This window comes from Sphingobacterium rhinopitheci, from assembly GCF_022627575.1.
In the GTDB taxonomy this organism is placed as follows: Bacteria; Bacteroidota; Bacteroidia; order Sphingobacteriales; family Sphingobacteriaceae; genus Sphingobacterium; species Sphingobacterium rhinopitheci.
The window spans coordinates 119,261-132,378 of sequence record NZ_JADEYQ010000006.1 but is presented as its reverse complement, the minus strand read 5'-3'; the positions used below and the strand labels follow the sequence as shown (position 1 = coordinate 132,378).

Sequence of the window (13,118 nt, the reverse complement as noted above, 5' to 3'; positions counted from 1 at the left end):
AATGATTAATAAGGAAAGAATAGCTGCGGAATATCAGCAGATACAGGATGAGATATGTGCTGCCCTTGAAGCTTTAGACGGTAAAGCTAAGTTTCAAGAAGAGATTTGGGAAAGAGATGGCGGAGGCGGTGGTCGAACACGTATTATTCAGAACGGTAATCTCTTCGAAAAAGGGGGTGTAAATTTTTCGGCTGTTTATGGTAAATTACCGGAGGCTATTAAGAAAGCTTTTGCTGTAGACGAAGAGGACTTCTTTGCTACAGGTGTATCTATTGTTATTCATCCTAATAATCCGCATGTACCTATCATTCATATGAATATTCGTTATTTCGAATTGAATGAAAATATGCGTTGGTTTGGTGGTGGGATAGATTTGACACCACATTATGTCATAGCAGATGATGCCACGTTTTTTCACCAGCAATTGAAGAATGTATGTGATAAACATCATGCTGATTTCTATGCGGAGTTTAAAACTTGGGCGGATAATTATTTCTTTATCAAGCACCGCAATGAAACGCGCGGGATTGGTGGTGTTTTTTATGATAAACTAACTCCAGAAAAGACAGGGTTGTCTTACGAAGAAATATTTAATTTCTCTTGTGATTTAGGGCGTACTTTCGCGCCTACTTATACAGAATTAGTAAATAGACACAGTAAAGATACATTTACTACTACGCATAAAGACTGGCAACTGTTACGTAGAGGACGTTATGTAGAGTTTAATTTGGTATATGATTCTGGTACTAAATTTGGTCTTGAGACAAATGGTAGAATAGAATCTATTTTGATGAGCTTGCCTGCGCAGGCAAATTGGTTTTATGATTTTAAGGCTATTCCAGGATCAGCGGAGCAGCAGACGCTAGATTATTTGCGCAAGGGTGTGAATTGGGTAGAATAGGTATTGGTATAAAACTAATCAATGATAAATTTCAAAAGGTTTAAATTAGACAATGGATTGACTGTATTAGTGCATGAAGATCACAATACAGCAATGGCTGTTGTCAATATATTGTATAAAGTGGGGGCTCGAGATGAGTCTCCGGATCAGACAGGTTTCGCCCACTTATTTGAGCATTTGATGTTTGGAGGTTCGGTAAATATCCCGAGTTATGATGCACCATTACAATTGGTAGGCGGTGAGAATAACGCCTTTACAAGTAATGATATCACAAATTATTATCTGACATTGCCAGCTAATAATTTAGAAACTGCTTTTTGGTTGGAGAGTGATCGTATGTTGAGCTTAGCTTTTAGTGAGAAAAGTTTAGATGTTCAACGTCAAGTGGTTATCGAAGAGTTTAAGCAGCGCTACCTTAATCAGCCTTATGGTGACGTGTGGTTGAAGTTGCGCCCGCTCGCTTATAAGGAACATCCGTATCGTTGGGCTACTATTGGTAAAGAGATAAGTCATATTGAGGAAGCTCAAATGGATGATGTAAAGCGTTTTTTTACTAAATATTATAGCCCTAATAACGCCGTAATGGTTGTTGCGGGTGATGTTGATTTTGAAGAAGTAAAACGGTTGTCTGAAAAGTGGTTCGGTGATATTGCTTCTGGTGAAGAGATAGTGCGTAATCTATCTGTCGAGCCTAAGCAAACCGAATCCAGAAGGGAGATAGCAGAGGCTGATGTTCCTGTAGATAGTATTTACATCGCTTTTCATGGTCCTGATCGTCTTTCCAAAGAATACCAAACGATGGATTTGTTATCAGACATTTTATCTCGAGGTTCTTCCTCTCGTTTATATCGAGCTTTGGTCAAAAATGAACCTATTTTTAGCGAGATTAATGCTTATCTAATGGGAAGTATTGATCCCAATCTATTTGTCGTAGAAGGCAAACCTTCTAATGGCGTATCATTGGAAAAGGCGGAAGCGGCTATTTGGGAACAATTGGAACGTATTAAAGCTGAATTTGTAGAAGAGGAAGAGCTACAGAAAGTTAAAAATAAAATTGAATCTACTTTATTGTTTTCTGAATTATCGATTTTAGATAAAGCCATGAATTTAGCGTATTACGAGGCCCTTAGTTCGGCTGAAGATTATAATAAGGAAGTAGCCAAATATGATGAAGTCGATGCTAAACAAATAAAAGAAGTAGCAAATATGCTTTTTGTAAAAGAAAATTCATCAACATTATTATATAAATCAAATGGAGGATCAAATGTTGAATAGAACTATTGCACCGGCGTTTCAACCTATTAATAAATTGGCCATCCATGAGCCTGAATCTTTTGAATATGCTAATGGCTTGAAAGCCTTTGTCTTTCAATCTCCAGAATTGGAATTGATAAAATTTGAGTTTGTCTTTGAAAATCATTTTGATACGCATGAGCTTACATTGATGAACACAGCGTTGTCAGCTATGTTCAAAGAAGGTACTTCTAGCCGTACTAGTGGGCAAATAGCAGATGAAATTGATTTTTTGGGTGCTTATTTGATGCCAGAATACAGCTTTGATCATACTTCGTTGACTTTGTATACCATGCACAAGCATGTAGCTCAAGTATTACCTATAGTATCAGATATTCTTCAGCATTCTATATTTCCGCAGAAAGAGTTGGATACTTATGTACGTAATAATAAGCAGTCATTGGAGATATCTTTAAAAAAGAATGATTTTATAGCTAGACGTCTTTTCTATCAAAATGTATTCGGTGATAATAGATATGGGGCGGTGCCTTCTCCAGAAGCTTTTGACGCGATTACCAGAGAAAGTTTATTGAAGTTATATAATAAGCAGATTCAACCCAGCAATTGCACATTATTTGTAGCAGGTAATGTTACTAAGGATGTGTTGGCTATTGTAGATTCTATCTTTGGCCAGCAATGGGAAAATACATATTCCGATCGCGATAAAGATTTATTCGTACTAGGTGAAGTGAAAAGTCAGATTATAACAGATTTTAAAGCAGAGTCATTACAGTCTGCAATTCGTATAGGAGGACATTCTATTAATCGTGAGCATCCTGATTTTCCGGCATTACAATTTGTAAATACGCTTTTTGGAGGTTTTTTTGGCTCTCGCTTGATGCGTAATATTCGCGAAGACAAAGGTTATACGTATAGTATTGGCTCTGCTGCGGTAAGCTTACAGCACGCAGGTTTTTTTACTATTGCTTCGGAGGTTGGGGTAGATGTGACACAGGCGACCATGGATGAAATAGAAAAGGAGTTTAAGTTATTGGGTAATGAGCTTGCTGAAGAGGATGAAATCGCATTAGTGCGTAATTATATGCAGGGTGTTCTTTTGGGTAGTTTAGAGAGTATATTTTCACATGCAGATAAATATAAAGCTGTTTATTATTCAGGTATGGATTTGAGCTATTATGATTATTATGCAGATGTAATGAATGCAATGGATCCATTAAAGGTGCAGGAGATCGCACATAAATACTTTGATTATGATAAGATGGTGAAAGTTGTAGTAGGGCAGTTGAATTAATCCTATTCGCTGTATTTATGATATTCTAGGATATTCTGCTGCACTGTAAAGGCTACAATTCTAGCCTGGTAGAAACTATATAAATGTGAAGTCTGATTAAAAAGGGCTTCACATTTTTTTTGCTTGGAAGCTTTCGTATATTGAAATAGGTTACCTAATTATTGTACTTATATTGGTTGATATTACCTGCTATTTCGATACCCTTCCGGATCTTATTTATTTGTATTTATAGGACTGCAAATCTTGTGTAACCTAATTTTTTTGATCTATTTTAATTACATGTTAGTGTGAGTTAAGGGGGATATAACCTCTGCGCTCCTTTGTGTTTCTTTTCAAAAAATCGTTTTATAATGTACAAGGTGGTTCGTATAAGCGCTGAATAGCTGCGCTGTTTTGCTATTGTAAATAGTCCTGTTGTTTACTCAATTTCTAATTGAAGTAGCTGTTTACTAATTTGTATTTATTGAAAGGTTTGTCGCTAGGTCTTCCGGTATTTTGTGAGGTTTTTAGCTTACTGCTTATTGATAAATTCATATGGCTATAGGGTGCTTTTTTTACCCATAGGAATTTCCTTTTGACGTCGACTAATATACCCAAGTACGTATCAATAAAGTATTGCGAATTTCTTTTTTTTTGACCTGTATTTTGTTTAAATATAACAAAGTAGAAGAGCTTATTTTTATGTCTATTTTCTATTTGGTTTTAGGGTTATCGTTTCTTGTTTATAGCCTTAATTGTAGACGTGGTTCTTGGTAGTTGAACATGCTGTTAAAGTTGATTTACCTTGCTTAGTTATAAAGTTGAGTGTTGCAAGCTATGGTTTTTGTTGTGTGCGGTAGAGGAGGGGAGCTGTGTAGTTATAGGAATTGTGTCGTAGCTTTTTTTACCTTGAGGTAAGCTGATATTCCGTGTTTTGGCGTGAATTTTAGATGTGTTTTACTATTCTTTTATCCTTGCTTTTACGCTGGTTAATTAGCGGGGGCTAATAGGCTTTAATTTGTGTACAGAGTCACTTATTTCTTTTTGGTTAATATTTTTAGCTCATGTATTTAATTAACTTTTGGTTAACAATCATGTTTTTGGGTTGTTTTTATATTTAATTAAAGGTGTAGTTAGTGTCTTTAAACATCAGTATTTAAGAGATCTATATTTTTAAAAAGTAAATTTTTATTATTTTCTGTATTTTGTGTTGTTTTAAGCCACTTAGGCTTTGTAGTCTATTTTTTTGTTTGTATGTGGTTAAATATTTTGCTGTTTTTCAACAGGTTTGATTAGGTGATTTTTATACTAATATTTTTAGTATAATGTATTTTTGTTGATATAGGTTACGTGGTATTGAAATTATGTGTTTGCACCGATCAATATTCATACTAATAGCGCATTTTGATTCCTTTTTTATACGTCATTGCGAGCATGTGAAGCAATCTGTTTTAACCTAGTAGATTGCCATGTCATTCTTCCTCACAATGACGAACTAAAAAACGTCATTGCGAGCATGTGGAGCAATCTGTTTTAACCTAGCAAATTGCCATGTCATTCTTCCTCGCAATGACGAACTAAAAAACGTCATTACGAGCATGTGAAGCAATCTGTTTTAACCTAGTAGATTGACACATCATTCTTCCTCACAATGACGAACTAAAAAACGTCATTGCGAGGTACGAAGCAATCTGTTTTAACCTAGTAGATTGCCGTGTCATTCTTCCTCGCAATGACGAACTAAAAAACGGCATTGCGAGGATGTGGTGCAATCTGTTTTAACCTAGTAGATTGCCGCGTCATTCCTCCTCACAATGACGAACTAAAAAACGTCATTACGAGCATGTGAAGCAATCTGTTTTAACCTAGCAGATTGCCATGTCATTCTTCCTCACAATGACGAACTAAAAAACGTCATTACGAGCATGTGAAGCAATCTGTTTTAACCTAGTAGATTGACACGTCATTCTTCCTCGCAATGACGAACTAAAAAACGTCATTGCGAGGTACGAAGCAATCTGTTTTAACCTAGTAGATTGCCATGTCATTCTTCCTCACAATGACGAACTAAAAAACGTCATTACGAGCATGTGGAGCAATCTGTTTTAACCTAGTAGATTGCCGCGTCATTCCTCCTCACAATGACGAACTAAAAAACGTCAATGCGAGCATGTGAAGCAATCTGTTTTAACCTAGTAGATTGGCACGTCATTCTTCCTCGCAATGACGAACTAAAAAACGTCATTACGAGCATGTGGAGCAATCTGTTTTAACCTAGCAAATTGCCGTGTCATTCTTCCTCGCAATGACGAACTAAAAAACGTCATTACGAGCATGTGAAGCAATCTGTTTTAACCTAGTAGATTGACACGTCATTCTTCCTCGCAATGACGAACTAAAAAACGTCATTGCGAGCATGTGAAGCAATCTGTTTTAACCTAGTAGATTGCCGTGTCATTCTTCCTCGCAATGACGAACTAAAAAACGTCATTACGAGAATGTGGAGCAATCTGTTTTAACCTAGTAGATTGCCATGTCATTCTTCCTCGCAATGACGAACTAAAAAACGTCATTACGAGCATGTGAAGCAATCTGTTTTAACCTAGTAGATTGACACGTCATTCTTCCTCACAATGACGAACTAAAAAACGTCATTGCGAGGTACGAAGCAATCTGTTTTAACCTAGCAAATTGCCATGTCATTCTTCCTCGCAATGACGAACTAAAAAACGTCATTGCGAGCAAGCGAATCGCAAGTACAAAATGTAACATATGTTGGAAAATATTTTGTCCGTAAACCATAAAAAAATTAAAGGATCTTTACCACAGAACTTCAAAAATCAACGGACCAGTAGTTCAGAGGTCGGATACTTTGTTTTTTTGCTTTGTTTTTTTTGTTCTGCGCGTTGTTTAAGGTGAATAGAGGGAGATTCACTTTTTGTAAAAATTGCAGTTACTACTGGATAGATTGAAGGAGTTGAAATATTAACGCGCTAAGCTTTATATTCAACTCCTTGTTATGCTGTTGTTATTTTAACTTCTTTACTAAATTCTCTAATACACGTGTCATGGCTTCAGCGCCAGGATCCTGTATCCCTAACAGTAGCTCCTCAGGGATATAAGAAGATCTGCCGTAAAGTGTTTTGCTTACTTGTTTGGTGCTCTCTGTTCCTTGGCGTGATGCAATTGCAGCTTCTATAATAGTCTGGTCTTCCGCTAGGGCTTTAAATGCGGGCTCTAGAGCGTCGATCATAGTGCGATCGCCTACTTTTGCGCCACCATAGGTTTTCATGCGTTCTAGGCCAGCTAACAAGGCTTTGCCGAGCTTTGGATGTTGTTCATAGTTGTTGGCAGCTCCCAAGAAAAGGATAGACATTAATACGCCGCTAGATCCACCAGCTTCTCTCGAGAAGATACGGCCGATACTTTCTAATGTTTCTTTTGTGTTTGCTAGTGGTAATTTATCTAGATTCTTAAGAATGAATTTTGAAACCGATGCAAAAGTTGCTCCAGCATCTCCATCCCCTACTTTAGCATCTAATTCGTTAATATCTTGTTCTATGGTAATAAAAGTATTAGCGATACAAGTGATGATGTATGCTACAGCTTCATTCTTAGTGACCTTATACGGTAATAACGCGCTAAGTTGCGGTGTAGTTATTGTTGCTGGATGACTAAGTTTTTTTGCGCAGATCCATGACTCAGGTTCTACTGTTGCTAATAATCCTGTTTCTAGTTGCTCTGTCAATTTCAACACTGATAGCGAAAAACCATTCATATTTAATGCTGTCATCAATGCTGCAGGGCCAACTATATAGCTTGTTTGCTTTGCTAATTTAGTTTTACTGAAAGCGTTGGCTATTACATTCATCTCGATAGGTGTTACAGTACCTAAATTGTTTATTAGAACAGCATATTTAGCATTAGGATCGTTAAAATGGTTTTCGATTTTAGAAGCTGCTATAGATATTAGTTCATTTATGGGGAGCTGCGCTATTACTTCAGCACCTGGCTCGCCATGTATTCCTAATCCTAATTCTACTTCATTTTCTTTTAGTCGTGCTTCTTTTTGTCCTGTAAACATTTGACATTCTGTATGCGCTAATCCTATCGAAGCTGTGTTTTCTGCTACTTGACGTGCTATGGTAGCGACTTCTTCTAAATTTTTACCTATAGAAGCATAATAACCAGCTATTTTGTGGACGAATACTGTTCCTGCTATTCCTCGCTGTTTTACATCAGCGCCCAAAGCAATGTCATCCGCTACAGTTACGGTCTCTACTTTGTAGCCTAGAGCACGTGCTTGTTCGGCTGCTAAGCCAAAGTTTAAGCGGTCACCGGTATAATTTTTTATAATTAGAAGGCAACCGGCGTCGCCAGTCACGGCCATTATAGCAGATAGAACAGCATCTACAGAGGGGGATGCGAATATTTCACCACATACAGCAGCTGTTAGCATACCGTCACCAACAAATCCGGCATGTGCAGGCTCATGTCCAGATCCTCCACCAGAAACTAAGGCGACTTTAGATTTATCCCAATCATTTCTTAATACAACTTTGATTTCGGGGAAACGATCAAGTTTGGCTAATTTGTCGTTAATTAATAATCCGTCAATCGCTTCTTTTACTATATCTTCAGGTTTGTTTATAAAAGATTTCATATTGTTGTTTTAATTATAATGAATTTTAATAGCCTTTGTTTGTTGTAGCTCTTATTACAAAGTAAAGAAATAAACCGTTGATTAAAGAATGCAGAAGGAGTGCTATTGTTTAAGTGTTGCCGAGAAAGATGTACGCTGTGGCTTGGGAAGTTTATGGAATAACTTTAAATTTTGTTCAATTGTATTTAAGGAGGTTGGCTTTTGAAAAAAAAGGTGAGATCTAAATCTCACCTTTTTTACTATTGTTTTTAATTTCTTTGTCTTCTCTTTTCTTCTGGGCTTTACTCTCGAAGTCTGCCACTTCTATTATTCTAGGTATACTGCTTCGGGGAGCCATGTTTTTAAGGTTCTTAAGCTTTTTGCGGTAGCGTAAAGCACGAATTGTTCTATTATTCTTGTATAGATTCCAATTCATCAGTAGAACAGAGAATAAAACAATCACTAAGCCTATGATTTGTAGGCCTGTTACGCCATGATCTGTAAAAAAGTGTACCAATAGAAGCGCTACAATAGGATTTACATAGGCATATGTACTTACTTCTGTAGCCGGACGTACCTGCAGTAACCAAATATAAGAACTGAATGCTAATATTGATCCCATCAGTATGAGGTAGGTCATCGCAGCCCAATCTCTTGGTAATACGCTGTTAAAATCAAAAGTGCTGTATTGTCCTGTTGCTACTGCTGTAATGGAAAAAGCAAACCCTGCAGTGATCATTTGCCATGCTGTTTTTACAATTACATTTAAGGGTTCTACCTTTTTGTTATTTTGTGTAGATGATTTTGGGCTTTTATTATATTTAGAAGCCAAAGAGCCTATTGTCCAGCCAATAGTACCCACTGTCAATACAGCCATCGCAATAATACGTTGAGTTTTTCCTTCTTCATCTCCTGGAGTCATTATTTGTTCGCCAAATAAGAGTACCACGCCTGTAAAACCTAGTAGTAGTCCTAAAACAGTAGGTAAGCTAGAGAAATTCTCTTTCCATTTGGGTTTGTCCAGTATGATAAACCATATAGCTGTAGCTGCTGATAATATAGAAACGATACCGCTGGAGATATATTGCTCAGACCATATGATGGCGGCCATGTCTATAAATAATAGGAGGAAGCCAATGAATACAGCTTGTTTAATATCTTTTCTATTAAATATTTTGTAGCCTTTGAGGCCACAGTAGGCCATGAGCAGAAATCCTGCTATTATAAATCGAACCGAACCGAGTACAAATGTAGGGAATGAATCTAGTGCCATTTCTATAAAAAAGAACGTAGAGCCCCAAACAATGTATACAACTAAGTAGGCGAAAATAATACGTGCAATACTAGGGTTGTTTTCTTGTGTCATTTTATTTTCCGTTAGGCACAACTATTTTTTGTTCTTCTTTGATTGTTTCTAAGACAATAGTAGTTCGTGTAGATAATATACCTTCAATCTTTCCTAATGTGTTACGCATTAAGTCTACTAACCCAGCTGCATCATTTGTTCTTACTTTGATCAAATAGCCGTCGTCGCCAGCAATGTCATGTACTTCTTGTACTTCGGGTATTTCTGCAAGTAGGTAAGCTATACCTTGTTCCCCTATTATATCTGAAGTTTTAATGAATATAAAAGATAGTAGATTTTGGTCCAATGCTAAGGGGTTTAGTTTGGCATTGTATTGTAAAATAACATCTTTTTGTTCTAATTTTTTAACGCGTTCAAGAATCGCTGATGGTGCCATGCCCAATTCTCGTGCTATATCAGCATTGTTCGTTCTTGCATTATTTTGCATAATGCGGAGGATTTGAAAATCGATATGATCTAATGATATTTCTAGTTTCGACATAATTCTGTAAAAATAGGTAATTTCAGAATAAAATACAAATTATAGGTGGATATTATGTATGATATTCAGTGTTGATGTTTTTTTGTTTTGTTTGGATTTAATGATTGGGCTATAGGTTTTACCTGTGTTATTGTGCAATATTTGTTTTATAATAATAAATACATGCGCAAAAAAAGCACTATTTCTATTCCAAGATACGCAAAAAATGGTATTGTTTGATTAGATTTGTTACTAAATAGTATTTAAAAATAATGTCAATCTTGTCAACCTTAGAAAAACTAAACAATCAGTTAACTGGTGAGTTATATTTTGATCCTTTAAACGCAAAGCATCAGACTGTACGAGTAGCTTATTCGACAGATGCTTCTGTTTACCAAGAATTACCTGTTGCTGTAGCTATTCCGTATACCAAAGATGATTTATTAACGTTAGTAGCTTATGCTAATGATAATGGGGTAACCTTAATCCCACGAACAGCAGGTACTTCATTAGCAGGTCAAGTTGTTGGGTCAGGGATTATCGTTGATGTTTCTAAATATTTTAACAGTATTCTAGAAGTGAACGTCGACGAACAATGGGCAAGAGTACAGCCTGGTGTTATTCGTGACGATCTCAATGCCTATTTGAAACCGCTAGGCTTGATGTTTGGTCCAGAGACCTCAACAGCAAGCAGAGCTATGGTGGGAGGTATGATCGGTAATAATTCTTCAGGATTGCACTCTATAGTGTGGGGAGATACCCGTCAAAATTTGATTGCTGCTACTGTCATTTTAAATGATGGTACAGAAGTTGTTTTTGAGGAATTGGGGCCAAAGGAATACTTTAATAAATTATCTTTAAAAGGTAGAGAAGGAGATCTTTATAGATCTTTGAATGCTGTTATTACAGATAAGGAGAATATTGAGGTTATAAATTCAGGCTATCCAAAAAAAGATATAACAAGAAGAAATACAGGCTATGCGCTAGATTATCTGGTCGATCAATCCGAGCCTTTTAATATGTGTAAATTGTTGGCTGGTTCTGAAGGAACTTTGGGGATTGTGACAGAAGCTAAAATAAAGCTGATTCCTTTGCCTCCAAAAGAATTAGGTTTGTTGTGTGTGCATTTCTCGGACATGGTCGAATGTATGCATGGCAATGTGGTCGCACTACAGCACCGTCCTGAAGCTTCTGAATTAGTTGATAAATATATCTTGGACTTTACGGTAGGGCATCCTACTTATCAATATAACCGTTTCTTTATCGAAGGTGATCCGCAAGCACTCTTGATTGTAGAATTTCGTGCAGACAGCAAAGAAGAGATCGTGCAAAAGGCAGAAGCTCTTAAAGCAGACTTAATTAAGCAAGGATTAGGCTATGCTTATCCACTTATAACTGGCGCACAGGAAGCTAATCTAGTTTGGGATGTACGTAAGGCCGGCTTAGGGTTGATCCGTAACCTACCTGGCGATAGTCAACCGGTGAATCTAATTGAAGACTGCGCGGTTTCACCAGTAGATTTACCCGCTTATGTAGCCGATGTACAAGAATTGCTGAAAGCCGAGGGGGTACATGCTTCTTATTATGCGCACGCAGGCGCTGGGGAATTGCATATCGAGCCTTTTTTGAATTTGAAAACTTCGGAAGGGAAAAAACAATTTAGAACCATACTTGAAAAAACAACAGATCTTGTATTGAAATATAATGGTTCATTGAGTGGGGAGCACGGTGATGGTCGTTTGAGAGGTGAGTTTATAGGTAAAGTTTTAGGTGATAAGGTATATGCTATACTTCAGGATGTCAAGAATATATTTGATCCAAAGGGAGTGTTTAATGCTAACAAGATTGTTAATACGCCTCCTATGGATACGTCCCTGCGTTATGACAATGTCGTGGATGGGAAAGAGCTGAAAACATATTTTGATTTTACCAAAGATGAAAGTATTCTTCGTTTGGCGGAGAAATGTTCGGGATCGGGTGACTGCCGTAAGACAGAAATTACAGGTGGAACAATGTGTCCTTCGTTTATGGCGACACGCAATGAAAAAGATACAACACGTGCACGTGCTAACATATTACGTCAATTTTTGACAAACTCCAGCAAGCAGAATAAATTTGATCATGAAGAGATCAAAGAAGTAATGGACTTGTGTTTGAGTTGTAAAGGGTGTAAAACAGAATGTCCATCAAGTGTAGATGTCGCTAAGATGAAAGCAGAATTTTTACAACATTACTACGATACGAATGGAGCTTCATTTAGATCTCATGTAATTGCTAATTTCACCAAATCACAGCAATTAGGTTCTTTGGTAGCTCCTGTTTATAATTTCTTTTCACAAAATTCTTTTTTCTCCGGTTTAATAAAACAAGTTGTTGGTTTTGCTCCTGCCCGTTCTTTACCTACCGTAAGTGGAACGACATTGCGATCTTGGGTTAATAAACAAGATACGAAGACGAAAAGTAAAAAAGTATACTTGTTTTGTGATGAGTTTACCAATTATAATGATACCGAGATAGGTAAGACAGCTTATAAGCTGTTGACTGCATTGGGCTATGAAGTGCTTGTGCCACCACACAAAGAAAGCGGACGTACATATTTGTCTAAAGGTTTTGTAAAAGAAGCACAGAAGCTAGCAAATACCAATGTCTCCTTATTGAAAGATATAATATCCTCAGATACGCCTTTATTAGGTATTGAACCTTCAGCGATCATCACTTTTAGAGATGAATACGTAACTCTTGTAGATAAAGATTTGCGTCCTGCAGCTACAGCCTTAGGAAAGAATGCGTTGATGATTGATGAGTTCTTGATGAAAGAGGTAGAGCGAGGCGTAATACATGCAGAGCAATTTACAGCAGAAAAGCAGCATATCAAATTGCATGGGCATTGTTATCAAAAGGCATTCCACTTGGTAGGGTATACGGAGAAGCTACTTTCCTTGCCTGTTAATTATACTGTAGAGGTGATTCCTTCGGGTTGTTGTGGTATGGCAGGATCATTTGGTTATGAGAAAGAGCACTACGATGTATCTATGAAAGTAGCAGAATTGGTATTATTGCCTGCTGTTCGCAAAGCAGAGGAATCTACGATTATAGCTGCTGTGGGTACTTCATGTAGACATCAGATCAAAGATGGGGTAGGTCGTTCTTCTTATCATCCTGTAGAAATATTATATAGGGCTTTAATTAAATAAAATTTTGTTGTAACTTATGAGTGTTAACAAT

7 protein-coding genes are annotated in these 13,118 nt (G+C 37.0%); 4 read left to right on the top strand and 3 right to left on the bottom strand.

Annotation, left to right across the window (positions count from 1 at the left end):
* The first annotated feature begins 1 nt into the window (after window position 1).
* The 3 genes from hemF to IP023_RS08275 are packed head-to-tail and all read left to right on the top strand — an operon-like array spanning window position 2 to window position 3,446.
* A complete protein-coding gene (gene hemF, locus IP023_RS08285) occupies window positions 2-901 on the top strand; it encodes an oxygen-dependent coproporphyrinogen oxidase (RefSeq protein WP_241789799.1) in 900 nt (299 codons plus the stop codon).
* A gap of 21 nt (window positions 902-922) precedes the next feature.
* Window positions 923-2,176, top strand: coding sequence for a M16 family metallopeptidase (locus IP023_RS08280; RefSeq protein ID WP_241789798.1), 1,254 nt, complete (start codon window positions 923-925; stop codon window positions 2,174-2,176).
* Entirely contained in the window at window positions 2,154-3,446 is a 1,293-nt protein-coding gene (locus tag IP023_RS08275) for a M16 family metallopeptidase (protein WP_241789797.1), read from the top strand. Before IP023_RS08280 ends, IP023_RS08275 begins: the two co-directional genes overlap by 23 nt.
* 3,007 nt (window positions 3,447-6,453) lie before the next feature.
* Here IP023_RS08275 and IP023_RS08270 read toward each other — a convergent pair.
* The 3 genes from IP023_RS08270 to IP023_RS08260 form a co-directional block, all read right to left on the bottom strand.
* On the bottom strand, window positions 6,454-8,088 hold the full coding sequence (locus IP023_RS08270) for a dihydroxyacetone kinase subunit DhaK (RefSeq protein WP_241789796.1): 1,635 nt from the start codon (window positions 8,086-8,088) through the stop codon (window positions 6,454-6,456).
* 220 nt (window positions 8,089-8,308) lie between these two features.
* Window positions 8,309-9,433: a DMT family transporter gene (locus IP023_RS08265; RefSeq protein ID WP_241789795.1), complete on the bottom strand. Its 1,125-nt coding sequence runs from the start codon at window positions 9,431-9,433 to the stop codon at window positions 8,309-8,311.
* Window position 9,434: 1 nt separating this feature from the next.
* Entirely contained in the window at window positions 9,435-9,914 is a 480-nt protein-coding gene (locus tag IP023_RS08260; RefSeq protein ID WP_241789794.1) for an Lrp/AsnC family transcriptional regulator, read from the bottom strand.
* Between the two features lie 251 nt (window positions 9,915-10,165).
* Between IP023_RS08260 and IP023_RS08255 the strand changes: the two genes are divergently transcribed.
* Window positions 10,166-13,087, top strand: coding sequence for an FAD-binding and (Fe-S)-binding domain-containing protein (locus IP023_RS08255; RefSeq protein ID WP_241789793.1), 2,922 nt, complete (start codon window positions 10,166-10,168; stop codon window positions 13,085-13,087).
* Window positions 13,088-13,118 lie beyond the last annotated feature (31 nt).

Excerpts from the sequence above, each read along its gene's own strand:
- hemF (WP_241789799.1), top strand. The coding sequence starts at position 2 with ATGATTAATAAGGAAAGAATAGCTGCGGAATATCAGCAGATACAGGAT.
- IP023_RS08280 (WP_241789798.1), top strand. The coding sequence starts at position 923 with ATGATAAATTTCAAAAGGTTTAAATTAGACAATGGATTGACTGTATTA.
- IP023_RS08275 (WP_241789797.1), top strand. The coding sequence starts at position 2,154 with ATGGAGGATCAAATGTTGAATAGAACTATTGCACCGGCGTTTCAACCT.
- IP023_RS08270 (WP_241789796.1), bottom strand. The coding sequence starts at position 8,088 with ATGAAATCTTTTATAAACAAACCTGAAGATATAGTAAAAGAAGCGATT.
- IP023_RS08265 (WP_241789795.1), bottom strand. The coding sequence starts at position 9,433 with ATGACACAAGAAAACAACCCTAGTATTGCACGTATTATTTTCGCCTAC.
- IP023_RS08260 (WP_241789794.1), bottom strand. The coding sequence starts at position 9,914 with ATGTCGAAACTAGAAATATCATTAGATCATATCGATTTTCAAATCCTC.
- IP023_RS08255 (WP_241789793.1), top strand. The coding sequence starts at position 10,166 with ATGTCAATCTTGTCAACCTTAGAAAAACTAAACAATCAGTTAACTGGT.